This window comes from Allobosea sp. CRIB-10 (genome assembly GCF_900112185.1).
Lineage (GTDB): Bacteria > Pseudomonadota > Alphaproteobacteria > Rhizobiales > Beijerinckiaceae > Allobosea.
The window spans coordinates 98,828-122,806 of the sequence record NZ_FOKP01000016.1 but is presented as its reverse complement, the minus strand read 5'-3'; the positions used below and the strand labels follow the sequence as shown (position 1 = coordinate 122,806).

Genomic DNA, 23,979 nt, shown 5'->3' with positions numbered 1-23,979 from the left:
GACAGGCGGCGGCCTCATGTCGCGCAGGCGTGAACAGGGCGGGAGACGAGATGGGGTGGAAAGACCTGGTCCGCAATCTGCGCAACAGGGTGCTGGGCGGACGGGCCGCTCCCGAACCGGCGGAGGAACTCACCCAGTACGAGATCCTGCTGAAGGAATACGGGATCGGCTCGCTCTTCCTGCATGACGAGATCCCGCGTCTCTATGGCGAGCGCGACGCGATGCGCCGGGCCTGGCAGGAGCGCGACTTCGCAGCCTATCGCGCCGCCTTCGAGGCGGCGCGGGCGCAAGGCGACCTCGCCGAGAACGGCAAGCCGCGCTACGCGCTGGTCAGGGACTGGTTCCTCGACGCGTTCACGGCGATTCCCGACAGCGACGATGCCGGCCCGCGGCACGAGGCGCTGCTCGACGGCTTCGCCGCCTATTTCCGGCGCGAGCCCTCGCCCTTCTCGGCCGCGACCTATGCCGATGCGCTGCGGGTGACGGCCTATGCCTGGCGCGGCACCGCCTGCGCCGCCGACGTCAACATGGACCAGGCCGATCAGTTCCGTAAATTCCTGCGCCAGGCGGATGCCGTGCTCGACAGCCAGCCTGATCCGGATGACTTCGCCAGGTGCGCCAGCCATTTCCGCCGCGGAGCCGAGACAGGCTCCTTCGACGAGTATCAGCGCCGTTTCGAGGCGGCCTGGGCGCTCGATCGCTACAATATCGACCTGTGCCGCAATTTCGCGCGGATGATCATGCCGCGCTGGCTCGGCCGCGACGAGCACGATCTCGAAGTCTTCGCCCGGCGGGCGGCCGAGCTGACCAAGGACCGCTTCGGCTACGGCTTCTACGCCCTGATCCAGGCGGCCAACACCGAAGTCGGCGAGCATGAGATCGAGGACACGATCTGCGATCCCGTTCTGGTCAAGCAGGGCTTCGAGGACCTCGTCGCCCGCTTCCCGGCGCCGAGCAATTTCAATCTCTACGCCGACATGCTGGAGTGGATGAAGGACACGCAGGCGCTGGCCGACCTGCTCGAGACCCGCTTCCGCACGATCGTGCCGGAGATCTGGTACGGCGACACGCTCGACGACAAATTCGTCTACGCCTTCGAGACCTTGCTGGAGGCCGACGAGGCGCTGAAGGCGCGCCGGCGGCCAGCCTGAGACTGATGGCAGCCGAGTGACCCTGGGGAAGATTTAGGCTTTGCGCCGCCTGTTCATGGGGTTAGCCTGATTCTCCGGCCAGCATTCCGCGGCCGGTGCCGTAGCGGACGTTGCCGGGCCTAAGGGGATGGTCGGTGCGCGCCGGCAAGGCGCGTGGCTGGCCGAGGACTGAGATGGCGCGGGCGAATCTCGATGTGGTCACCAGCACCATCGACGTGCTGCTCGATGCGGCGCTCGACTTTCGCGAGATGCCAGGGGCTATCGAGCAAGTCCGCCAGCTCTTCGACGGCTCCAAGATCTGCCTTGGCTATTTTGGCCCGGATTCCCATCCTGACGACGCGATCACCAACTCGTCCGATCCCGACCTCAACGCATTCCTCTGCCGCGAACTGATGCCCGACGCCTTGCGGTTCAGCGCGCAGGTCGCGGCTGTGCCGATCGGCTCGGCCTATCGGGATCATGTCCTGTTCGGTGAGCGCTTTCGCGACAGCCGCCTGTGGCGCGAATGGATGGCGCCGCAGGACATGTTCGGCGGGATGGCGAGCCGCGTGCTCGATGTCGATGGTTCGTTCTGGATGTTCGACGTCCAGCGCGGACGCCGGCAGGAGCCCTTCGACGCGGCCGAGTTCGCGCTGTTCGAGCGGGTGGCGGGGGTGATGCGGCGCGTGACGCAGCTGCATCAGCAGCTCGACGGCGTCAGCATCGAGCGCGAGATGGCGCGGCGGGCGCTCGACGAGCTCTCGCTCGCCGTCATCATCGTCAATCGAGCCATGCAGTTCGCTTATGCGAACGCGGCCGGCGACGACTTGCTGGCCGATCCGGCGAGCCCGCTCGGTTTGCGAGGCGGCAGATTGTCGGCGCGTGCGGCGTCCGAGCAAAATGGGCTGAAGGATTTGGTCGCCAAGGCGAGCGACCTCATCGGTGCGCGTGGGCAGATGCTGCTGCGGGCGCGCAGCGGGGAAGCGCGCGATGTGTCGCTCTGCGTCACGCCGCTATCTGCGGCCTACGCTCTGCCCGGGCGGATGAACGATGTGATGATCGTGGCGCGCCCGCTCGAACCGGCAGGCGGGGGCCTTGCCGCCGCAAGGCAGATGTTTGACCTGACCGAGGCCGAGGCCAGGCTGGCTTTGGGGCTGGCTTCCGGGCTGTCGCTGACGGAGGTGGCTCAGCAGCAGGGTATCAGGATGACGACGGCGCGCACTCATCTCGCCCGGGTCTTCTGGAAGACCGGGACACGGCAGCAGAGCCAGGTTGCCGCCTTGCTGCGCGCCGTCGAGCTGCCGATGCGGACCCGCTAGCGAGTCGCTTCGCCCGGCTGTTCAACGTCGGACCAGCTCGACGCGGCGATTGCGCGCCCGCCCGGTTTCGTCGGCGTTCGACGCCACCGGCTGCTCCAGCCCCTTGCCGAGGGCATTGAGCCGGCTGCGGTCGATGCCGTAGCGGGTCGACAGCTCGGCGACGACCGAGAAGGCGCGCATGTCTGAGAGCTTGAGGTTGTAGGCGGCGCTGCCCTGATTGTCGGTGTGCCCGACGACGTCGAGCCGCAGGGCCGGGCTCTTGCTCAGCAGCTCGGCGATCGCCTTGAGCTGGGGTTGCGATTCCGGCTTGATGTCGGCCTTGTCGTAGTCGAACAGGATGCCATAGACGTTTGTGCGGCCATTCTGGTCGATCTCGCGGCCGAGCTGGCTCGCCTCGACCACCTGGATTTGCCCGGTCTGCATCGCCCCGGCCTCGATGACGCGCGCGATCAAGGTTCGGCCACGGCTCTCGTCCTCGGAGAAGGCGAGGCTGACATGGACGGTGCCGGCTGGCCGGTTCAGGCGGGCGTAGAGATAGCGGCCGGTGCCGTTGCCGAAGAAATTGCGCACGAAATCGCCGAGCTGCAGCTTCGGCAGGTCGGTGGTTCCGTCGAGCGCCAGGCCGAGGAACAGGCCGGGATATTTGCGCCCGTCGCTGAAGCAGGTTCCCGCCTCGGTCGAGCAGGTGAAGGGGACCTCGAAGCCGGCCCCGGTCAGGCTCGCCTGGTAGTTGCGCAGCGCCTCGAGCCCCGTGCGGCCGGGCGGCAGCTTGTAGTAGAGCGTGAAGACCTTGCCCTCGACGGTCCGCCAGCCGGCGCCGCTCTGCTCGCGCGAGCTGCGCTCGTCGATGGGGCCGGTGATGATGCGGGCCTCATCGAAGGCCGCCTCCTTGAAACCGACCTGCTGCGCGCCCTGGAAACGGCCGAGGAGCGGATGATCCTGGGCCAGGCCCGGCATGGCGAGATGGCAGGCCAGCATCAGCGCCGGCCAGAAGAGAGATCTTGCTTTCATGGCGATGCTCGCGGTGGAGGAAACGGCCTGGGACGCCCGCTCGCGAGCGCCGAGAGGAGATGATTGCGGCAATGCCGGCCGGCCTGCGTCCTCCATTCGGACGAGCCGGCAGCGAGCGGTTCGCGCCGCGACATGGAGGTGGCCACGCCCGGCCTTGCCTTTTGCTTCCGCCTCGCCCAAAACCCGCGGGCAGGGTCGAGGCGCCCGTCCGGGCGTCTTCCTTCGGAGATTTGAGCATGAGCAGCTTCGCCGAACTGCGGCGCATGATGGTCGATTGCCAGTTGCGCACCTATGACGTGACCGATCGCGCCGTGCTCGCCGCGGCCGATTCGGTGCCGCGCGAGGCGTTCCTGCCGGGCGAATTGTCCCATCTGGCCTATCTCGACCGCCAGGAGCCGTTGCCGGGCACCAGCCGCGCCTTGCCGGCGCCGATGGTGACGGCGCGGATGATCCAGGTGCTCGATCTGCAGCCGGGCGAGGAGGCCCTCGAATACGGCGGCGGCTCCGGCTATGGCGCGGCGCTGATGGCGGCCATGGGCGCCAAGGCGACGCTGCTGGAGCCGGATGAGGCGGCGCTGGCCTTGGCCCGCACCGCCTTCGCCCAGCCGGGCGTGCCCGCCGCCGAACTGCTCGCGAAGCTGCCCGAGCACAGGCAGTTCGACGCCGTGCTGGTCAGCGGGGCCTGCGAGACTCAACCCGAGTCGTTGTTTCGCCATGTCCGCCAGGGCGGAAGGCTGATCGTCGTCGAGGGCGTGGGGCGCGCGGCGCGTGTCGTGCTGTACCGCAAGGCGGGCGAATCGCTTTCCGGTCGGCCGGTTTTCGATGCGGCGGCGCCCCTATTGCGCGAATTCCGCAAGGCGGAGGTGTTCGCCCTGTGAGAGGAGGGCCGGCCATCGGGCCGGTTTTCCCCAGGAGAGGTAGCCCGTCGGTATTAATCGCCGGCGGGAGTGTCGCATTTTTGCGGCAGTGCAGGATTGAAAAGCGACCAGCTCGCCTCCCGACATTGGCGAGAGGAGCTGCAAAGTTTATGATTTTAAACCGAGTGCCGAGGCTGGGGCGATGCCTGGGCGTGACTAGAGTCCGCACAAGAGGCGTCCAGTGATTGTAACGCGACCGACCTTGAAGAAGACCGCGAGCCGCCTGCTGCTGGTTGGCGTGCTGGGAGCCGTCACCGGCTCCCCGGCGCTGGCGCAGACGATGGAAGCGGCGCTGGGGCGTGCCTATTCGGGCAATCCGACGCTGAACGCGCAACGCGCCGCCGTGCGCGCCACCAATGAGAACGTGCCGCAGGCGCTCTCCGGCTACCGCCCGCGCATCACGGCCTCGGCCGATATCGGCGCCAGCATCACCGAGAGTGACACGCCGTTCAACGCGCAGGGCAACGGCAACCCGCACAACCGCAGCGTCTCGCGCCTCAACCCGCGCGGCGCCGGGGTGCAGGTCGACCAGAACATCTTCGACGGCGGCAAGACCCGCAGTTCGGTCAGCCAGGCCGAATCGCAGGTGCTCGGCGCCCGCGCCACCTTGCGCAATACCGAGCAGAACGTGCTGCTCGACGCGGCGACGTCCTACATGAACGTGCTGCGCGACACCGCGATCCTCAACCTCAACCGCAACAACGTCGAGGTGCTGGAGGAGCAGCTGCGCCAGACCAAGGACCGGTTTCAGGTCGGCGAAGTGACGCGCACCGACGTGGCGCAGGCCGAGGCGCGCCTGTCCTCGGCTCAGTCGCAGGAGATCCTGGCGGAGTCCAATCTCAAGACCTCGATCGCGCGCTTCCGCCAGAATGTCGGCATCGAGCCCAAGAATCTCGCTCCGGGCCGCCCGGTCGAGAACCTGCTGCCGAGGTCGCTGCCGGCCGCGCTCAACATTGCGCTGCAGGGGCACCCTGCCATCATCGCCGGGTTGCACGGCGTCGATGCGGCGGAATTGCAGGTCAAGGTCACCGAGGCGGATTTGTATCCGGTCCTCGGCGTGCGCGGTCTGGTGACGCAGCGCTACGACAACCAGTTCTTCGGCGACAACCGCACCTCCGCCAGCGCGGTCGCGACCCTCACCATCCCGATCTACGAGGGCGGGCAGGTCTATTCGCGCACCCGCCAGGCCAAGGAGACGGCCGGGCAGCGACGGATCGAGGTCGACACCTCGCGCGACACCGTCCGCGCCGCCGTCGTCTCAGCCTGGGGCGCGCATGACGCGGCCAAGGCGCAGATCGTCTCGGCGCAGGCTCAGGTCCAGGCGGCCGAGACCGCGCTCGCCGGCGTGCGCGAGGAGGCCAAGGTTGGCCAGCGCACCACGCTCGACGTGCTGAACGCGCAGCAGGAACTGGTCAGCGCCCGCTCGAGCCTGGTGACGGCGCAGCGCGACCGTGTCGTCGCCTCCTATGCCGTGCTGTCGGCGGTCGGGCTGCTCTCGGCCGACAAGCTGAAGCTCAAGGCCGAGCGCTACGACGCCCGCAAGCACTACGATCAGGTCAAGGGCCTGCTCTGGGGCACGCAGACGCCGGATGGTCGCTGAACAACTGTGACGAGGCCGGCGCGAGAAGCGCCGGTGCAACACTCCGGATTTCTCCTGTGGGACACGTCCTGCCCGCCTTGCCTGCCGGTTTTCCGGTGAAATACTCATGCAGCGGGGCGCACTGATTCCTTAGGCGTCCTCTGAGTCGAGTGACCGGAATCAGCATGAGCGCGCAGCCCAAGGCCAATGAACCTTCGATGGAGGAGATTCTCGCCTCCATCCGGAAGATCATCGCCGATGACGAGAAGCCTGCCGCGCCGCCGGAGGAGCCCCCTCCGGAGTCGGCCGCGCTGGCTCCCCAGCCGGAGCCCGCGCCGGAACCCGAGCCCGAGCCGGTCGAGGACGACGTGCTCGATCTCGGCGCCGAAGCCGAGTTGATCCCGGAAGAGCCTGCTGCAGCCGTCGCGGCGCCGGCGGACGATGTCGACTTCGTCGAGCCGCAGGCCGCGGCGTTGCCCGAGCCGGAACCCGCACCGGAACCGCCACAGCCCCTGGCCTTCGTGCCGCCGCCGCTCCAGCCGCAGCCCGCGCCGCCGATGGACATGACGGCGTTGATCTCGGATCAGACTGGCGCTGCCGTGCACAACGCCTTCGGCGCGCTTGCCAACACCGTGCTCAGCAACAATGCGCGCACGCTGGAGGACTTGGTCAAGGACATGCTCAAGCCGATGCTCAAGACCTGGCTCGACGACAACCTGCCGGCCATGGTCGAGCGGCTGGTCAGGGCCGAGATCGAGCGCGTCGCTCGCGGCGGGCGACGCTGATCGCGCTGATTTTCCTCAGATTCACCACCGTCATCCCGGCCAAGGCGAAGCTGCGCAGCTCCCGGATCCATCGTGAGGCTCCGGAGCTCTGCGATGGAGCCAGGGCCGAGCTTCGCTCGCCCAGGATGACGGTGGTGGTAGCGTGTGAAGTCGGCAGGCTTTAGCGCCGCTTGCGGGCTGGCGCCCGGCGCGGCCCGAAGGCTCCGCCTTCATTGAGGCTCTGGATCGCGTAGCCCGCCAGCGCCATCAGCGCGGTCTGCGGGCCGAGTCGCGAGACCAGGAGCTGCATGCCGAGCGACAGGGGGCGAGGGTAGCGGCCGGACGCCGCTTCCGACGCCACCCAGGCGCCGACCAGATGAACGAGAAGTCGCATCGCCGGTCTCCTCAGAGCAGGACTTTGCGGTTGCTGCCGAGATCAGGGCGCGAGCCGGTCACCGCGGCTGCCGCCATCTTGACCGAGGTCACGATCTTGCCGGGACTGTCCCAGAACTCCGCCAGAGCGGGGCGCACCTTGAGGATGCGGATATTGGGATCGTCCTTGCTCTCCCAGAAGGCGCGCGCGGCCATCGACCAGAGCTCGGCGACGCGCGCCCGGTCGTCGAGCAGGTTCGCCGTACCGGTGACCGAGACATATTTGTAGGAGCTGTTGTCGCCGAAGCAGAGGCAGACATTCTCGTTGATCTCGATCTCGTCGTCCTTGTGGGCGCGCAGATCGGTGAGGAAATAGATCGCATCCTCGTCGCGGCGGCTATGGGCGCTCATCGGACGGGCGCGCAGCTGGTCGCCATTGCCGTCATGGCTGACGAGCATGCACAGGCCGATCTCCTCGATCAGCTCCCAGGCGCGGTCCTGGTCGGTCTTTCTGGTCATTGGGGGCCTCCTTGTGCGGTATCCTCCCCCAACGGCTGAAGCGCGGCGGAGGTTCCGCTCCGGATGTCGCGGGGGACTGTTCCACGCCCGCCCGAGAGCGCTTGCCAACCGGACTGGCGCGGCGGGCGGCGCCTTCCCATCTGGAAAGCGTTGACGCGGGGGCGTCGCATGCGCTCTTAAGACCGCAGACCTTTTGGCTTTCGTTTTTCGCGGCCGGGGCAGGCTCCCCGGCCGTTTGGCGTTCGAGCAGAGCGATGATGGACAAGACATTCGAGCCGGCCTCCGTCGAGGCGCGCATCAGCAAGGCCTGGGAGGAGGCGGACGCCTTCAAGGCGGGGCGCGGCGCCGCGCCTGGGGCCGAGCCCTATTGCATCGTGATCCCGCCGCCGAACGTCACCGGCTCGCTGCATATGGGCCACGCGCTCAACAACACGCTGCAGGACGTGCTCTGCCGCTTCGAGCGCCTGCGCGGCAAGGACGTGCTCTGGCAGCCGGGCACCGACCATGCCGGCATCGCGACGCAGATGGTGGTCGAGCGCAAGCTCGCGGCCGAGAACAAGACCGATCGCCGGACCATGGGCCGCGAGGCCTTCCTCGCCGAGGTCTGGAAGTGGAAGGAGGAGTCGGGCGGGACGATCGTCAACCAGCTCAAGCGCCTCGGGGCCTCCTGCGACTGGTCGCGCGAGCGCTTCACCATGGACGAGGGGCTCTCGGCCGCCGTCCTCAAGGTCTTCGTCGGCCTGCACAAGCAGGGGCTGATCTACCGCGCCAAGCGGCTGGTGAACTGGGATCCGAAATTCCAGACCGCGATCTCCGATCTCGAAGTGCTGCAGGTCGAGAAGACCGGCACGTTCAAATGGCGGCGCGACGGCGAGGAGGCGTTCGACGCGGGCAAGCTGGAGAAGGCGCTCGCCAAGGACCCGAACGGGCATCTCTATTATTTCGACTATCCGATCGAGGGTGCTGCCTACGATCCGGAGAATGCCGCGACCTACATCACCGTCGCGACGACCCGGCCGGAGACGATGCTGGGCGACACCGGCGTCGCCGTGCATCCGGAGAACGACAAGCTCAAGGAGCTGATCGGCCGGAACGCCGTGCTGCCGCTGGTCAAGCGCGTCATCCCGATCTTCGGCGACGACTATGCCGATCCGGAGAAGGGCACCGGCGCGGTCAAGATCACCCCGGCGCACGACTTCAACGACTTCGATGTCGGCAAGCGCAATTCCCTCAGGGTCGTCAATATCCTGGACGGCGAAGCTCGCATCCTGATTCAGGACAATGCCGACTTCCTGGAGGGCGCGGCGCCCGAGGCGGAGACGCTCGCATTGCATGGCCTCGACCGCTTCGCGGCGCGCAGGGCCGTGGTCGGGCTGATGGCGGCGCGCGGCCTGCTGCGCAAGGTCGAGCCGAATACCCATACCGTGCCGCATGGCGACCGCTCGGATGTCGTGATCGAGCCCTGGCTGACCGACCAGTGGTATGTCGACGTCCAGCCGTTGGCGCAGCGCGCGCTCGCGGCGGTCAAGGACGGCAAGACGAAGATCACGCCGGAAAGCTGGACCAAGACCTATAATGACTGGCTCGAGAACATCGAGCCGTGGTGCGTTTCGCGTCAGCTCTGGTGGGGCCATCAGATCCCGGCCTGGTACGGGCCGGACGGCGAGTGCTTCGTGGCTGAATCGGAGGCCGGCGCGCAGGCGCTGGCGCTTGCCCATTACGGCGGGCCGGTCGAGCTCAAGCGCGACGAGGACGTGCTCGACACCTGGTTCTCCTCCGCTTTGTGGCCGTTCTCGACGCTGGGCTGGCCGGAAGAGACGGCTGAGCTGAAGCGCTACTACCCGACCGCAACGCTGGTCACCGCCTTCGACATCATCTTCTTCTGGGTCGCCCGGATGATGATGATGGGCCTCAACTTCATGGACGAGGTGCCGTTCAAGGACGTCTACATCCACGCCATCGTTCGCGACGAGAAGGGCGCGAAGATGTCGAAATCCAAGGGCAACGTCATCGATCCGCTCGTGCTCGTCGACAAATATGGCGCGGATGCGCTGCGCTTCACGCTGTCGGCGATGGCGGCGCAGGGGCGCGACATCAAGCTCGCGACCTCGCGCGTCGAGGGCTACCGCAACTTCGCGACCAAGATCTGGAACGCGGCGCGCTTCGCCGAGATCAATGGCTGCCTGCGAGCGGACGGGTTCGATCCGGCTGCGATCAAGCTGCCGCTGAACCGTTGGATCCTCTCCGAGGCGGCGCGCACGGCCGAGGCGGTCGCAGCCGGAATCGAGAGCTTCAAGTTCAACGAGGCGGCGGATTCAGCCTATCGCTTCGTCTGGGGCCAGTTCTGCGACTGGTATCTCGAATTGTCGAAGCCGGTGCTGCAGGCCGAGGAACTGGACGCCGCCGGCACCGCGGCGCGGGCGGAGACGCAGGCGACGGTGGCGCATGTCATCGACCTGATCTGCCAGCTGCTGCACCCGTTCATGCCGTTCCTGACCGAGGAGCTCTGGGCGCAGAAGGCCAATGCCGGTGCGCCCCGTGCGATTCCGGCCGGGGAGGCGGGGCTGGTCTGCCTGACGCGCTGGCCGGAACTTGCCGCCCTCGTCGATGAGAAGGCGGAAGCCGAAATCGGCTTCGTCGTCGATCTGATCTCCGACATCCGCTCGATCCGCTCGGAGACCAACGTGCCGGGCGGGACGCAGGTGCCGCTGGTGCTGGTCAAGGCGAGCGCGGCGACCAGGGCTGCGGTCGAGGCCTGGGCGCCGATGATCGAGCGGCTGGCGCGGCTCTCCGCGATCGAGTTCGCCGATGAGGCTCCGGGCCAGTCGGCGCAGATCATCGTGCGCGGCGAGGTGGCGGCGCTGCCGCTGGCGGGGATCATCGATCTCGACGCCGAGCGCGGCCGCCTCACCAAGGAGCTCGGCAAGCTCGACCAGGACATCGCCGCGGTCGAGCGCAAGCTCGGCAATCCCGACTTCATGGCGCGCGCTCCGGAGGAGATCGTCGAGGAGAACCGCGAGCGCAAGGCGGCCGCCGAAGCCCGCAAACTCAAGATCAAGGAGGCGCTGGAGCGGCTCGCCTGAGCCGTTCCCGCAATCTCGTCACGAATCCGTCGCGCAATTGACGGAGACATGCGCGATTGACTCTAGCCCAAGAGATTAGTGGCCTGATCACGCCAATTGGATTAATGCATGGAACGCAGGGCAGCCCTGCAACCGGCGCGAGAACCCAGGAACGGTTTCCCCTACATGCTCAAGCGTGCTTACGACTGGTGCGTTTCCTACGCGTCCCACCCGGCTGCGCCCTGGCTGCTCTTCGCCATCACCTTCGTCGAAAGCTCGGTGAGCCCGCTGCCGCCGATCCCGCTCTTGATCCCGATGTGCATCGCGCGGCCCGACCGTGCCTGGTTCTATGCCGGCGTCTGCTCGCTCGGCGCGGTGACCGGCGGCTATCTCGGCTATGCGATCGGCGCGTTGCTCTATGAATCGGTCGGTGCCTGGCTGATCGGCCTTTACGGCCTGCAGGAGAAGGCGGCGCACCTGATCCACACCTCGCAGGACTACTGGTTCTGGGTGCTGCTGACCAAGGGCCTGACCCCGATCCCGTTCAAGATCGTCACGATCATGTCCGGCTTCCTGCATTTCGACATCTGGAAGTTCACAATCGGCATGGTGATCTCGCGCGTCACCTTCTTCGCGATGATCGCGGTGGCGCTGCGCTATTACGGCGACGACATCCGCATCTTCATCGAGAAGCACCTGCCGATGACGGCGCTGGCGCTGGTGGTGGTCATCGTCGGCGGCTTCTTCGTGCTGCCGATGGTGCTCTGAGCGGGCGAAAAAGGTTCAGACCTCCGCAAGCTGCTGATGGACCGGTTGCTCGCCGCCTGACCTTGGGGCGGCGTTAGCCTATGGTCGCTCCGACAAGACAGCGGTGGAGGGTTCGATGCGCCCATTCCAACGATCGGGTGGCGAGGCATGAACGGCCGCCGCCCCGACCTCGCCGAGCTCGATTTCGGCCATTTCGCCCGGCAATTCGACCGCTGCCTGCGCCAGGACAAGGTCATCGCCTTCTCGCGCTGGCGCGACAATGTCGCGGCGGTGCCGCCCGGACTGCAGGACTTCTTCTGGCGCGTCGTCGAGGTCAACCTCAGCCCGGTCGCCGAGACGCGCCTGCGGGGCTTGCGCGAATGGCGCGACTTCTATGGCGAGATCCTCGACGCCCGCTTCCGCCGGCCTTCAGCCGACCGTCCGCAGTTCCGGACGACCAAGCAGGCCTTCGATTCCTACTCGGCGATCTTCTGGCGCTTCGGCTCGACGCAGGCCCGCTTCGACCTGCGCTTCGGCCGCCTCGTCCTGCTGGCGCTGCGCAAGGAAAGCAGCACGATCGCCAATCACGGCAAGGGCTCCTATGACGACCTCGTCGTGGTGATGCGCCGCACCGGGCGCTTCCGCGAGCTTTCGAGCTTCCCGATCTGCACCGAGCCCGGCGCCCAGTACTCGCAGCGTGCCGGCAGCGGCGACAAGCGCTACAAGGGCGTCGCGTTCAAGAAGGCCGACGGCGTCGACATCAACAAGGACGGCATCAAGGATGCCGGCCGCCTGACCGAGGGCACATACCAGTATTTCGAGAAGAAGGGCGGCTTCCTCGGCGACCGCGCCTTCCAGGTGAAGACCACGCAGGTGGCCGAGCGCGACACCGACGGCGACGGCCGCTTCACGGAAGGCGACAAGAGCCGGATCGACCCGAAAGGGGCGGGGACCAGCATGTATATCCATCGCGGCGGAGCGGACACTGTGCTCGAGCCCAACACCTGGTCGGCCGGCTGCCAGACCGTGCCGAAGAACCGCTACCCGACCTTCCTCAAGGCGATCGGCAAGCCCAATGCCTTCTATTATGTGCTGGTCAATGCCGCGTCGTGAGATCCTCGCAGCCGGCCTAGCGGCCCTGCTGCTCGCCGCTCCGGCGGCGTGGGCGCAGTCGGAGGGGGTGACGCCCGCGCCGGCCGGACGGGTCGCCTGCTCCTTCGGCGCCTTCGTCAGCGAGACCGATCCGGAGGGGCTGAATGTCCGCGCCGGACCGGGCACCAGCCACAGGATCGTCGGCACGCTGCCGCCGGTGAAGCTCAGCGGCGACGATCCGCCGGTGCGCGCCATGGTCGAGGTCGAGGTCTCGGCCGGCGCCAATGGCTGGTTCAGGATCGCCAGGGCGCGCGACAACGAGATGCTGACCGATGCCGCGCCGCGCCCGATGTTCAAGGGCTCGGGCTGGGTCAGCGGGCGCAAGCTGACCGTGAAATCGCAGGCTGTCGCCGGCCGGTTGCGCCCGGACGCCAAGGCGCCAGCCGTGATGACCGGTCAGGACGGGGCGAGCTTTGACGGCGACGCCTTTCTCCAGAACGGCCGCCTGCTCGGCTGCAGCGGCAAGTGGGTGCTGGTCGAGTACGGCCTACCGGCGGGCAGCGAGGTCCTGTCCGGGCTTGAGATCAAGCCGGCTGCCAAGGCAGGGGCCGAAGCCGGCCGCTTCCGCGCCTGGGTCGACCGCATCTGCGCGACGCAGGAGACGAGCTGCGACGGCGGTTGAGCGATCAGGCCTTCCGGAACACCACGCTGAGATTGTTCGCCGGCATCGCCGTCACCACAGCCTCGCCGAAGCCGGCGGCCCTGGCCAGTTCCGCGACGGCATCGAGCTCGCGCAGGCCCCATTTTGGATTGCGCCGGCGCAGGCTGTCGTCGAAGACGGCGTTGCTCGCCGCCAGCGGCACGTCATGCTGGCGATAGGGGCCGTAGAGATAGAGCGGTCCCCCGGTGGGCAGGAGCTGCGCCGCCTGCCGGATCAGCCCTTCGGTCGCCGCCCAGGGCGAGATATGGATCATGTTGATGCACAGGATCGCGTCCGCGGCTGCGATGGGCCAGCGCGGCGCGGTGGCATCGAGGCGGATGGCGGAGCGCAGGTTCGGCAGGGCGCTCTCGCCCGCCCAGGCATCGATGCTGGCGAGGGCGGCCTGGTCGGGATCGCTCGGCTGGAAAATCAGGTTCGGAAAGGCGCCGGCGAAGTAAACGGCATGCTCGCCGGAGCCGCTCGCGACCTCCAGCACGAGGCCCTGCGCCGGCAGCACATCGCGCAGCACGGCGAGGATCGGCTCGCGGTTGCGCTGTGTCGCCGGAGCAAATTGCCGGGAATCGTCCTGGGTCATCGCCTTCTCCCATCGCGTTCGGCTGTCGATGCGTTATAAGCGGCTTAGAAGCAGGCCGATACAGATTGCGGTCCTGCAGCCCTCGAGCCGGTTTTGTTTACGGAGATATTGGTCGTCGTCGTCCTCACCGTCATCAACGGTGTGCTTGCCATGTCGGAACTCGCGGTCGTCTCATCCCGCCCGGCACGGCTCAAAGTCCTCAGCGATCAAGGCAGCAAAGGGGCCGCGACGGCGATCCGGCTGGCCGAAAATCCGGGCCGCTTCCTCTCGACCGTACAGATCGGCATCACGCTGGTCGGCGTGCTCTCCGGCGCCTTCTCGGGCGCGACGCTCGGCGCGCGCCTGTCGGAATGGCTCGGCACGCACGGCTTCTCGAACAACGTGGCCGATGCGCTGGGCGTCGGCACCGTCGTCGTCCTGATCACCTATCTCTCGCTGATCGTCGGCGAGCTGGTGCCGAAGCAGATCGCGCTTCGTGATGCCGAGCGTGTCGCCGCGCGTGTCGCCCCGACCATGGCGATCCTGGCCAAGGTCGCGGCGCCGCTGGTCTGGCTGCTCGACGCCTCGGGTAAGCTGGTGCTGGCCATGCTCGGCCAGAAGGGTGAAGCGGAGGAGACCGTCACCGAGGAGGAAGTCCGCACCATCATCGCCGAGGCCGAGAACGCCGGCGTGCTGGAGCGCGACGAGCGCGAGATGATCTCGGGCGTGATGCGCCTGGCCGACCGTTCGGCGCGGGCGCTGATGACGCCCCGCCGCGAGGTCGAGGTGATCGACCTCGCCGATACCACCGAGGAGATCAAGGCCCAGGTGCGTGCCACCCGGCGCTCGCGCCTGCCGGTGCAGGACGGCGAGGCCGACGCAATCATCGGCGTCGTCACCGTCAAGGACATGTTCGACGCGCTCTCCGACGGCGACGGCCGCGACCTGCGCAGCCTCGTGCACGAGGCGCCTGTGGTGCTCGACACCAGCGGCGCGCTCGACGTGCTGCGCGCCATTCGCGCGTCCAGCGTCCATCTTGCGCTGGTCTTCGACGAGTACGGCCATTTCGAGGGCATCATCACCTCCAGCGACGTGCTCGAGGCGATCACCGGCGCCTTTCAGGACGAGGACGAGGAGGAGCCGGCGATCGTCACGCGCGCCGATGGCTCCTTCCTGGTCGCGGGCTGGATGCAGGTCGACGAGTTCTCGCATGAGCTCGGCATCCATGTGCCGCGCGATGCCGACTACCAGACCGTCGCCGGTTTCGTGCTGGCCGAGATGAACCGGCTGCCCAATGTCGGCGAGAGCTTCCAGAAGGGCCATTGGCGCTTCGAGGTGGTCGACCTCGACGGCAGGCGGATCGACAAGCTGCTGGTCAGCCGGGTGGATTGAAGCCGGCGGGCATAGTCCTCCTCGTCATGGACGGGCTTGTCCCGACCATCCACGTCTTCCCTTCGGCAAAGTGGTGTTCAAGACGTGGATGCTCGCCACAAGGGCGAGCATGACGGTGGTGGCGGTTGACGCCGCTCAGGCCAACTGATGTAAGATTGACTTAGGGGCCAATCGCGACCGCCCCGTGAGGCGTCAGCCCAAGGATCGCGTCCACTCTCCTTGGTACAAGGATGGACGCTCATGTCTTCCAACATCCAGATCACGCCTGCGCAATTGTCCCGGCTCGTCGGCCTGCCCGATGTGCCTGTGCTGCTCGATGTCCGCATCGACGAGGATGTCGCCGCCGATCCGCGCCTGCTGCCGGCGAGCGAGCGGCGCAGCCATCGCGACGTTCCCGACTGGGCCGGCGCCTATGCCTGCCGCAAGGTCGTCGTCATCTGCCAGAGGGGGCAGAAGCTCAGCGAAGGCGTCGCCGCCTGGCTGCGGCATGAAGGCGTCGCGGCGGAGAACCTCGCCGGGGGCTTCGAGGCCTGGCGCGAGGCCGGCGGGCTGCTGGTCGAGACCGGCAAGCTGCCGAAGTGCGATTCTGCCGGGCGCACGCTCTGGGTGACGCGGGCCCGGCCCAAGGTCGATCGCATCGCCTGCCCCTGGCTGATCCGCCGCTTCGTCGATCCTCGCGCCGTCTTCCTGTTCGTCTCGGCTTCGGAGGTCGCGGATGTCGCCGACCGCTTCGGGGCGACGCCGTTCGACATCGACGGCGTGTTCTGGAGCCATCGCGGCGAGCGCTGCAGCTTCGATACGATGATCGAGGAGTTCGGCCTGGCCTCGCCAGCGCTCGACCAGCTCGCCACCATCGTTAGGGCGGCCGACACGGCCAGGCTCGATCTCGTGCCGCAGGCGGCCGGCTTCCTCGCCGCTTCGCTCGGCCTGTCACGGATGTATCGTGACGATCTGGCACAGCTCGAGGCCGGCATGCTGCTTTACGACGCCTTCTATCGCTGGTGCCGCGACGCCAGCGAGGAAACCCATAACTGACCGTCCGCGACGGTGAAGAACTGAGGAGCGGACGATGACGGCCGCAACGAATGAAGGGGCGGTGACGGCCGCTCCCGCCACGCCGACGCTCGCTGAGGCGACGCGGGTCTGGCTCAAGATCGGCCTGCTCTCCTTCGGCGGGCCGGCCGGGCAGATCGCGCTGATGCACAAGGAGCTGGTCGAGGACCGCCGCTGGATCGGCGAGCGCCGGTTCCTGCATGCGCTCAATTACTGCATGCTGCTGCCGGGGCCCGAAGCGCAGCAACTCGCGACCTATATCGGCTGGCTGATGCACCGCACAGTGGGCGGGTTGATCGCCGGCCTGCTCTTTATCCTGCCTGGTGCGCTGGTGATGTGGGGCCTGTCCCTGCTCTATGTGCTCTATCGCCAGGTGCCGCTGGTCGATGCGCTCTTCTTCGGCGTCAAGGCGGCGGTGCTCGCCATTGTGGTCGAGGCCGGTCTCAGGATCAGCAAGCGGGCGCTGAAGAACCGGGCGATGGTCGCGATTGCGATCACCGCCTTCCTTGCGCTTTTCCTGCTCAAGGCGCCGTTTCCGCTGGTGATCTTCGGCGCCGGGATCGTCGGCTGGTTCGGCAATCGCTGGGCGCCGGCCCTGTTCGGCGGCGGCGGCCATGTCGGCAAGGACGGCATGCCGGAGTTCAAGGGCGTGGTCGACCTGATGTTCGAGCGCGGCGAGCTAACCCATGCCGAACCCTCTACCGGGAAGGCGCTCAGGGTTCTGGCGGTCTGGCTGCCGCTCTGGTTCGGCCCGGTCGCGCTGCTCTGGGCGCTGCTTGGCAGCGGCAACGTCTTCACTCAGATTGGCGCGTTCTTCAGCGCCATGGCGGTCGTCACCTTCGGCGGCGCCTATGCGGTGCTGACTTATGTCGCGCAGGCGGCGGTCGAGACCTATGGCTGGCTCGCCGCCGGCGAGATGGTCGACGGGCTCGGCCTTGCCGAGACGACGCCGGGGCCGCTGATCCTGGTGCTGCAATTCGTCGGCTTCCTCGCCGCCTGGCGCGGGCATGGCGGGCTCGATCCGCTCGTCGCCGGTAGCCTGGGTGGCCTGCTGACGGTCTGGGTGACCTTCGCACCCTGCTTCCTCTGGATCTTCCTCGGCGCGCCCTACATCGAGGCCCTGCGCGGCAACAAGGCGCTCTCGGCGGCGCTGACCGCGATCACCGCTGCGGTCGTCGGCGTCATCGCCAATTTGGCGCTCTGGTTCGGGCTGCATGTGCTGTTCCGCATGGTTCAGCCGGTCGTGGTCGGGCCACTGGCGCCGGACCTGCCGGTGCTGGCCTCGCTCGACTGGCGGGCCGGGTTGCTGGCAGCGTCGGCGATGATCGCGCTGCTGCGCTTCAAGCTCGGGATGATGCCGGTGCTGGCGGCCTGCGCAGCGGCGGGCGTCGTCCTGGTGCGGTTCACGGCGTGACGGAGATTGTTTCAAAAAATGGAATTCTGAACTGTCTGGCTCGCTGATTATTTTCCCGAGCGTGCGGAGACATATCCTGATGGCTGCCAACGATCGGCCGCTGCCAGTCATCAGGAGACCACCATGTCCCGCATTGCCATGCCCGCGCGCGCCGAGGCGCCAGAAGCAGCGCAGCCGCTGCTCGATGCTGTCGAGAAGCAGCTCGGATCGGTGCCCAATCTGTTTCGGCTGCTGGCGTTGAGCCCGGCGGCCCTTGAAGGCTTTCTCGGGCTGAACGGCGCGCTCGGCCGCGCGCTCGACGGCCGCACGCGTGAACGCATTGCGCTGGCCGTGGCGCAGAGCAATGGCTGCGACTACTGCCTCTCGGCCCACAGCTATCTCGGCACCAATCTGGCCAAGCTCGATGCTGCCGAAATCGCCCGCAATCGCGCCGGCGCATCCAGCGATCCAAAGGCGGAAGCGGCGCTGCGCTTTGCGCTACGGGTCGTCGAAACCCGAGGACGCGTCAGCAATGACGATCTGGCCGAATTACGCCGTGCCGGCTTCAGCGAGGCGCAGCTGGTCGAGATCATCGGGCTCGTCGCGGTCAACGTCTTCACCAACTATCTCAACAACGTCGCCGAAACCGACATCGATTTTCCGGTCGTGCTCGCCGCGGAAGCAGCCTGATATCGGCGGCACGTCCGAACGAGCGGGGCTGCCATCGCCTTGGACCTTGCCTCCGCACCCGGCCAGATAGAGGCCGCGTGCTCACCCTGTCGTGGAGGGATGAGATGACCCACCGTTTCCTTGAGATCGCGACGACACCGGCCGTGAAGGCTGCCCAGGAGGCACAGGGCAGCCGGCGCAGCTATGCAAGGCAGGAGGAGGGCGAGCCGCATCATGATAGGCTCGGCGAGGCCGAGGCCGGCTTCATCGCAGCGCGCGATTCGTTCTATCTGGCGAGCGTGTCGGAGACGGGCTGGCCCTATCTGCAGCATCGCGGCGGGCCGGAAGGCTTCCTGCGCGTGCTCGACGAGACGACGCTCGGCTTCGCCGACCTGCGCGGCAACCGGCAATATCTCAGCCTCGGCAATCTCATGGCCGACGACCGGCTTTGCCTGTTCCTGATGGATTACGGCCACCGGGCGCGGCTCAAGATCTTCGGCCGGGCCAGCTTTCACGATCTCGCGGTCGAACCTGAGCTGGCGCAGCGCCTGATCGTGCCGGACTATCGCGCCGTGCCGGAGCGCGGCGTCACCATCAAGGTCGAGGCCTTCGACTGGAATTGCCCGCAGCACATCACGCCGCGCTTCAGCGAGGCCGAGCTGGCGCCGGCGCTCGCTCCGGTGCGGCGGCGGATGGAAGAGCTGGAAATCGAGAACGCCCGGCTACGAGCCGAGCTGGCTGCCCGCGCCGACGCTTAACGCCGCTCGCCCGGCTCGATCACCCGGTATTCGGCGTCGACGATCTCGCCGCGGGCGGCGTCCTGCGGCCTGCGCTCGAACGGATTCTGCGGATCGATGCCGGCGGCACGCATGCGGCGGCGCATCTGCCAGGCGGCGAAGGCGCCGCCGGCGATGACCAGCGGCACGAGGATCAGCGCCAGGCTGGCCGCGACCAGGAAAATCAGCACTCCGACGACAAAGGCACCGGCCATGACCAGCCAGCTCGCCCAGCGGGGCAAGCGGACCAGGCGGGCGCTGGCAGCATTGTTGAGGTCGATACGGATCATCGGCTCGTTTCGTGTCGTGTCACCCGCCGATAATCTAGGAAGCGAATGCGGCGTTGACGAGATGAGGAGGGACGAGTCGATGACGATTTCGTCAGCCCGGCGCGCGCCAGTCATAGATCCAGGCATGGCGCTTGCGCATGCCGTCGGGACCCATGCGGCGCATGGCGAAGTCACGCGCGAAGCTCCAGGGCCGGCCGAGATGATAGGCCTCTCCGTTCTTGCGGCTGGCCTGCTGGACCCGCGCCGCGCGCTCGCCGCGCGCCTTGGCATAGGCCGCCAGCGCCGCGGGTACGGAAGCCGTTCCCTCGCTCCCTAGCCGCGTCGCGAGCTCATGCGCCAGCACGGCGGCGTCCTCGATGGCCAGCGCCGCGCCCTGGGCGAGGAAGGGCAGGATCGGATGGGCGGCATCGCCGAGCAAAGCGATGCGGCCTTTCGCCATCCGGGCGGGGGCTCGGTCGTAGAGCGACCAGATCCGCCAGTTTGGCGCGCGCTCGATCAAGTCACGCAAGCTGGGGCCGGCCTTGCGGGCGATCTCGGTCAGCTGCGAGGCTTCGCCTTCGCGCGACCAGCCAGGCCGTGCCTCGCGCGCCGCGCGAATCAGGACGAGATTGATATCCTTGCCGCCGGAGACAGGATAATGCACCGCATGGCGGGCCGCGCCGAGATGCAGCGCTACCGCCGGGCGGCGCAGCGCCTCCGGCAGCTCGTCCGCCGGGATCAGCGAGCGCCAGGCCTCCCAGCCGGTGAAGCCGGGCTCGCCCGCATCGCCGAGGAGGGCGCGGGCGCGCGACCAGAGCCCGTCGGCGCCGATCAGGGCCATGGCCTCGACCGTTTCGGTGCCACCGCTCTCGCTGCCGAGCGTGACGGTGACGCCTTCCTCGGTCTCATGCGCATCGACGAGGCCGCGGCCGATGATCCAGCGGATGTTCGGCAGGGTCCTGGCCGAATCGAGCAACAACTGGTGCAGGTCGGCCCGCTTCAGCGAGCGCGAGGGCGTCGCGCCCTCGACTGGCGGGGCGAAGGGCATGGCGAGCAGCGGCTTGCCACCGCGCCAATGGCCGATCGCCAGCGCCTCGGGCCGAATCGCGGCGCGGCGCAGAGCCAGGCCGAGATCGAGCGATTCGAGAACGCGCCCGGCATTGGGCGAGACCTGGATGCCGGCGCCGGCCTCGTCGAAGCGGGTGCGCTTCTCGGCGATGGCGACGGGGATGCCGCGGCGGGCGAGTGCGATCGCGGCGGTCAAGCCGCCGATGCCGGCGCCCGCGATGAGGATGGGTAGCGTTGCCATTGGTTCAGCCCCGCCGCGCCCCCGGCGGGAGGCGTCCCTCACGCCGCCTTGGCGGCGGTGTCGTGGTATTCGCACTCGGCCGGCTTGCAATGGCCATGGCCGAGCGAGGGCTCGTATTTGAACAGCGTCGAGCAATAGGGGCAGACGATCTCGTCGTCCGAACCCATGTCGAGGAAGACATGCGGGTGGTCGAAGGGCGGCTTGGCGCCGATGCACATGAACTCGCGCGCGCCGACATGGATCACGGCGACGCCGGGATCGTTGTGGAAATGCGGGGTGCCGTGATCGGCCATGGTTCTCGTCCTTGCAAGTTCGGCGGCACGATAGTCGCTCGACCGCCGGTGCGCCAGTGCACGCTTGATAGATCGCGACGTATCCTGCCGTGACCTGTCGCCGCTGCGCGCGGCAAGATCACTGGGAGCGGCGGGCGCAGGTCATGCCGATCTCGCGGGCCTGCTCGGTTTCGGCCGGGCTCAAGGCGTCGGCGGTGGCCTTCACCCAGAGATTGGCCTGCTTGAGCCCGTCCATCGAGCAGGAGCAGACGCGCTCGCAGGCCTCCTTCGGCGTGCCGGTTCCGGTGCAGGAGCGCTGGCAGGCGGTCAGGAACGGCGCCGCCTCGGCATCGGGCAGCTTCGAGCCGGCCATCTGCCCGGTCGCCTGCATGAACAGGAACAGCGCGCCGATGAAGAGCGGCTGGTGGACGAGATAGACGAACAGGCTGTTGCGGCCCCCGAGGACGACGACCTTGGCGGGGGTAGACGTCGTCCGCCAGCTCGCCCAGCCGCTGCCCTGCGCCTTCGGCAGCGCGATCCGGGCCAGCGCCATGCCGGCGAGCACGCAGCCGAACCAGGGGAAGACCGGGACGAAATCGGCGGTGAGCGGCCAGGGGCCGAAGCCGAGAAAGGCGAGCCAGTCCTGGGTGAAGAGGTCGTGACCCAGGATGAAGGGCAGGGCGAAGACGACGGCCGCCGTGATGGCGATGACCGCCGTCGGCAGGAACAGGAAGGGCAGGGCCAGCACGCTCGCGAGCGCGATGTGGTGCAGGATGCCGAAGAAGATGAAGACGTCCGGCAGCGCGAACCAGGTCGCGCAGGTGACGAGGACCGCGGCACAGGCGATCAGGGCGACACGGCGCAGATAGTTGCCGCGATCGAAGCCCTTTTGTGCCGCGAGGACGAGGCTGAAGCCGACGATCGCCAGGAAGGAGCCGGCGATCAGCCGGGCGAAGATGCGCCAGCCGGGATCGCTGACGACATCGACACTGATCAGCCGGAAATAGGAGAGATCATAGGCGAAGTGGTAGACGAACATCGCGAGAAGCGCGATGCCGCGGGCCAGATCGACCAGTTCGATACGGCCGCCGGCCGGAGATTGGGCTTGCTCGCTCATGGCTTCGTCATAAGCGGCGCGATGCAGCTGGGGAAGGGGTGGCCCGCACCTGCGAACCGCCAAGCCTGCTACCCAAAGCCGCGCCGCCGTGGCAGACCTGCCTTGAGACCAGAGCAGCCGGCGGCAGGGCCATGCAGACATTCGATTCCGACGGCGTGTCCATCGCCTATCTCGACCTCGCCCCGACCGGCGAGGGGACTGGCGACCCGATCGTGCTGATCCATGGCTTCGCCTCGAGCCATGCGGTGAACTGGGTCAACACGCAATGGACGAAGACGCTGACCCATGCCGGCCGGCGCGTCGTGCTCTACGACAATCGCGGCCATGGCCGCAGCCAGAAGCTCTACGATCCCGAGGCCTACCATTCCAACATCATGGCCGAGGATGCGCGCCGGCTGATGGACCATCTGGCGATCGAGCGCGCCGACATCATGGGCTATTCGATGGGTGCGCGGATCTCATCGCATCTGACGCTCGCCCATCCCGACCGCGTGCGCTCGCTGCTCCTGGGTGGGCTCGGCATCCATCTGGTCGAGGGCGTGGGGCTGCCGCTCGGCATCGCCGACGCGATGGAGGCGCCTTCGCTCGCCGATCTGACCGACCCGATGCAGCGCATGTTCCGCGCCTTTGCCGAGAATACCGGCAGCGATCTGCGGGCCCTCGCGGCGTGCATTCGCGGTACGCGCCAGACGCTGAGCAAGGAGGAGGTCGGCAAGATCGCCGTGCCGACCCTGGTCAGCGTCGGCACCAGGGACGACGTCTCCGGCTCCGGCCCGGAGCTGGCGGCACTAATCCCCGGCGCGCAAAGCTTTGCCATCGAAGGGCGCGATCACAATCTCGCGGTGGGCGACCGCACGCACAAGCAGGCAGTGGTCGAGTTCCTGGCGCGCCGACCGTAGAAGAATCATCTACTCAGGTAGAATATTATTCTACGGCAATGGCTTGCGAGACTTGTCTCGCAAATCGATTCTTGTTCTTCGCGGCTTGATTCAGCTAGAAGGCGGAGCCATGTGCTCTGGCGCGCGCTCATCGTGCCAGATTGATCTACGAGCGAACCGCAGCGGAGAACGCCATGCCATCCGGGCGCCCGAACATCGAGATCCGCGATCCCGCCACCGGTCTCGACCGGCTCGACCCGGTCTGGTCGCGCCTGCGCAACGAGGCCGAGCAGGCGATCGCGAGCGAGCCGGCGATGGCGAGCTTCATCCTGGCGACGATCTCCAACCAGCCGAGCTTCGAGGCGGCGGTGGGCCATCGCGTCGCGGCGCGGCTCGGCCATGGCGCCGTGCCGGCCGAGCTGATCGCCCAGGCCTTCGACGAGGCGATCGACGCCGATCCCGAGATCGGGCAGGGCATCCGTGCCGATGTCCTCGCCGTGCTCGACCGCGATCCCGCCTGCTACCGGCTGATCGAGCCGGTGCTCTATTTCAAGGGCTTCCACGCGCTGCAGACGCACCGCCTGGCGCATTGGCTGTGGCGGCAGGATCGGCGCGATTTCGCGCTCTATCTGCAGAGCCGCTCCTCCGAGGTGTTCCAGACCGACATCAACCCGGCGGCGAAGATCGGCAAGGGCGTCTTCCTCGACCATGCCACCGGCCTCGTCGTCGGCGAGACCACGGTGATCGAGGACAATGTCTCGATGCTGCAGGACGTGACGCTGGGCGGCACCGGCAAGCAGGGCGGCGACCGCCATCCCAAGATTCGCAAGGGCGTGCTGATCGGCGCCGGCGCCAAGATCCTCGGAAGCATCGAGGTCGGGCAATGCGCCCGCGTCGCCGCCGGATCGGTCGTGCTCGCGGCGGTGCCGCGCAACACCACCGTCGCCGGCGTGCCGGCCAAGGTGGTCGGCGAGGCCGGCTGTGCCGAGCCGTCGCGCTCGATGGACCAGATCCTCGCCGGCGATTGCGGCGGCGGCATCTGAGGCCATCCCGAAACTCTACTCC

Annotated in this window: 24 protein-coding genes; 16 read left to right on the top strand and 8 right to left on the bottom strand. The window is 67.6% G+C overall.

Going from position 1 to position 23,979, the window contains the following annotated elements; genetic code table 11:
• The first annotated feature begins 50 nt into the window (after positions 1-50).
• Together BMZ69_RS19575 and BMZ69_RS19570 are read left to right on the top strand one after the other, a co-directional pair.
• The gene (locus BMZ69_RS19575; RefSeq protein WP_092159712.1) at positions 51-1,151 is read left to right on the top strand and encodes a hypothetical protein; all 1,101 of its coding nucleotides are present in this window, start codon (positions 51-53) and stop codon (positions 1,149-1,151) included.
• A 173-nt stretch (positions 1,152-1,324) separates the two neighbouring features.
• Entirely contained in the window at positions 1,325-2,449 is a 1,125-nt protein-coding gene (locus BMZ69_RS19570; RefSeq protein ID WP_092159710.1) for a helix-turn-helix transcriptional regulator, read from the top strand.
• 21 nt (positions 2,450-2,470) lie between these two features.
• Here BMZ69_RS19570 and BMZ69_RS19565 read toward each other — a convergent pair whose 3' ends face one another.
• Positions 2,471-3,460: an OmpA family protein gene (locus BMZ69_RS19565; RefSeq protein WP_175506882.1), complete on the bottom strand. Its 990-nt coding sequence runs from the start codon at positions 3,458-3,460 to the stop codon at positions 2,471-2,473.
• 236 nt (positions 3,461-3,696) lie between these two features.
• Between BMZ69_RS19565 and BMZ69_RS19560 the strand changes: the two genes are divergently transcribed.
• The 3 genes from BMZ69_RS19560 (at position 3,697) to BMZ69_RS32390 (ending at position 6,741) form a co-directional block, all read left to right on the top strand.
• Positions 3,697-4,338 carry a protein-L-isoaspartate O-methyltransferase family protein gene (locus BMZ69_RS19560; RefSeq protein WP_175506881.1) on the top strand — a complete coding sequence of 214 codons (642 nt, stop codon included), beginning with the start codon at positions 3,697-3,699 and terminating at the stop codon, positions 4,336-4,338.
• A gap of 241 nt (positions 4,339-4,579) precedes the next feature.
• Positions 4,580-5,977, top strand: a complete 1,398-nt coding sequence (locus tag BMZ69_RS19555) for a TolC family outer membrane protein (protein WP_244543438.1) — start codon at positions 4,580-4,582, stop codon at positions 5,975-5,977.
• 164 nt (positions 5,978-6,141) lie between these two features.
• A complete protein-coding gene (locus tag BMZ69_RS32390) occupies positions 6,142-6,741 on the top strand; it encodes a PopZ family protein (RefSeq protein WP_280142118.1) in 600 nt (199 codons plus the stop codon).
• A 160-nt stretch (positions 6,742-6,901) separates the two neighbouring features.
• Here the strand turns inward: BMZ69_RS32390 and BMZ69_RS19545 are convergent, their stop codons facing one another.
• Together BMZ69_RS19545 and BMZ69_RS19540 are read right to left on the bottom strand one after the other, a co-directional pair.
• Positions 6,902-7,114, bottom strand: a complete 213-nt coding sequence (locus BMZ69_RS19545) for a hypothetical protein (protein WP_092159706.1) — start codon at positions 7,112-7,114, stop codon at positions 6,902-6,904.
• An 11-nt stretch (positions 7,115-7,125) separates the two neighbouring features.
• A complete protein-coding gene (locus BMZ69_RS19540; protein ID WP_092159704.1) occupies positions 7,126-7,611 on the bottom strand; it encodes a pyridoxamine 5'-phosphate oxidase family protein in 486 nt (161 codons plus the stop codon).
• Positions 7,612-7,865: 254 nt separating this feature from the next.
• On the opposite strand from BMZ69_RS19540, the gene BMZ69_RS19535 reads away from it, so the two are divergent.
• The 4 genes from BMZ69_RS19535 to BMZ69_RS19520 all read left to right on the top strand — a co-directional run bounded on the left by BMZ69_RS19535 (position 7,866) and on the right by BMZ69_RS19520 (position 13,194).
• A complete protein-coding gene (locus BMZ69_RS19535; RefSeq protein ID WP_092159702.1) occupies positions 7,866-10,694 on the top strand; it encodes a valine--tRNA ligase in 2,829 nt (942 codons plus the stop codon).
• A gap of 165 nt (positions 10,695-10,859) precedes the next feature.
• Positions 10,860-11,441: a YqaA family protein gene (locus BMZ69_RS19530; protein WP_092159700.1), complete on the top strand. Its 582-nt coding sequence runs from the start codon at positions 10,860-10,862 to the stop codon at positions 11,439-11,441.
• Between the two features lie 147 nt (positions 11,442-11,588).
• The gene (locus BMZ69_RS19525) at positions 11,589-12,533 is read left to right on the top strand and encodes a hypothetical protein (RefSeq protein WP_092159698.1); all 945 of its coding nucleotides are present in this window, start codon (positions 11,589-11,591) and stop codon (positions 12,531-12,533) included.
• Positions 12,520-13,194 carry an SH3 domain-containing protein gene (locus BMZ69_RS19520; protein ID WP_092159696.1) on the top strand — a complete coding sequence of 225 codons (675 nt, stop codon included), beginning with the start codon at positions 12,520-12,522 and terminating at the stop codon, positions 13,192-13,194. Before BMZ69_RS19525 ends, BMZ69_RS19520 begins: the two co-directional genes overlap by 14 nt.
• 4 nt (positions 13,195-13,198) lie before the next feature.
• On the opposite strand, the gene BMZ69_RS19515 is transcribed toward BMZ69_RS19520, so the two are convergent.
• On the bottom strand, positions 13,199-13,807 hold the full coding sequence (locus BMZ69_RS19515; RefSeq protein WP_092159694.1) for a DUF938 domain-containing protein: 609 nt from the start codon (positions 13,805-13,807) through the stop codon (positions 13,199-13,201).
• 108 nt (positions 13,808-13,915) lie between these two features.
• Here BMZ69_RS19515 and BMZ69_RS19510 point away from each other — a divergent pair, with 108 nt between their 5' ends.
• The 5 genes from BMZ69_RS19510 (at position 13,916) to BMZ69_RS19490 (ending at position 19,051) form a co-directional block, all read left to right on the top strand.
• On the top strand, positions 13,916-15,178 hold the full coding sequence (locus tag BMZ69_RS19510; protein ID WP_175506880.1) for a hemolysin family protein: 1,263 nt from the start codon (positions 13,916-13,918) through the stop codon (positions 15,176-15,178).
• Between the two features lie 240 nt (positions 15,179-15,418).
• Positions 15,419-16,213: a chromate resistance protein ChrB domain-containing protein gene (locus tag BMZ69_RS19505; protein WP_092159690.1), complete on the top strand. Its 795-nt coding sequence runs from the start codon at positions 15,419-15,421 to the stop codon at positions 16,211-16,213.
• Between the two features lie 34 nt (positions 16,214-16,247).
• Positions 16,248-17,645, top strand: a complete 1,398-nt coding sequence (chrA, locus tag BMZ69_RS19500; protein WP_092159688.1) for a chromate efflux transporter — start codon at positions 16,248-16,250, stop codon at positions 17,643-17,645.
• A 123-nt stretch (positions 17,646-17,768) separates the two neighbouring features.
• On the top strand, positions 17,769-18,314 hold the full coding sequence (locus tag BMZ69_RS19495; RefSeq protein ID WP_092159686.1) for a carboxymuconolactone decarboxylase family protein: 546 nt from the start codon (positions 17,769-17,771) through the stop codon (positions 18,312-18,314).
• Between the two features lie 104 nt (positions 18,315-18,418).
• Positions 18,419-19,051: a pyridoxamine 5'-phosphate oxidase family protein gene (locus tag BMZ69_RS19490; RefSeq protein WP_092159684.1), complete on the top strand. Its 633-nt coding sequence runs from the start codon at positions 18,419-18,421 to the stop codon at positions 19,049-19,051.
• Here the strand turns inward: BMZ69_RS19490 and BMZ69_RS19485 are convergent.
• From BMZ69_RS19485 to BMZ69_RS19470, 4 genes are all read right to left on the bottom strand, one after another.
• On the bottom strand, positions 19,048-19,359 hold the full coding sequence (locus BMZ69_RS19485) for a hypothetical protein (RefSeq protein WP_092159682.1): 312 nt from the start codon (positions 19,357-19,359) through the stop codon (positions 19,048-19,050). The two genes, BMZ69_RS19490 and BMZ69_RS19485, sit on opposite strands and share 4 nt — an antisense overlap.
• Before the next feature lie 91 nt (positions 19,360-19,450).
• Positions 19,451-20,647, bottom strand: coding sequence for an FAD-dependent monooxygenase (locus tag BMZ69_RS19480; RefSeq protein WP_092159680.1), 1,197 nt, complete (start codon positions 20,645-20,647; stop codon positions 19,451-19,453).
• Between the two features lie 38 nt (positions 20,648-20,685).
• Positions 20,686-20,940 (bottom strand): zinc-finger domain-containing protein, encoded by a 255-nt coding sequence (locus BMZ69_RS19475; protein WP_092159679.1) that lies wholly within the window; start codon positions 20,938-20,940, stop codon positions 20,686-20,688.
• Positions 20,941-21,058: 118 nt separating this feature from the next.
• Complete coding sequence (locus tag BMZ69_RS19470; protein WP_175506879.1) at positions 21,059-22,036, bottom strand: acetyltransferase domain-containing protein; 978 nt, start codon at positions 22,034-22,036, stop codon at positions 21,059-21,061.
• 131 nt (positions 22,037-22,167) lie between these two features.
• Here BMZ69_RS19470 and BMZ69_RS19465 point away from each other — a divergent pair, with 131 nt between their 5' ends.
• Together BMZ69_RS19465 and cysE are read left to right on the top strand one after the other, a co-directional pair.
• Complete coding sequence (locus BMZ69_RS19465; RefSeq protein ID WP_092159677.1) at positions 22,168-22,935, top strand: alpha/beta fold hydrolase; 768 nt, start codon at positions 22,168-22,170, stop codon at positions 22,933-22,935.
• Positions 22,936-23,108: 173 nt separating this feature from the next.
• Positions 23,109-23,957 (top strand): serine O-acetyltransferase, encoded by an 849-nt coding sequence (cysE, locus tag BMZ69_RS19460; RefSeq protein ID WP_092159676.1) that lies wholly within the window; start codon positions 23,109-23,111, stop codon positions 23,955-23,957.
• Positions 23,958-23,979 lie beyond the last annotated feature (22 nt).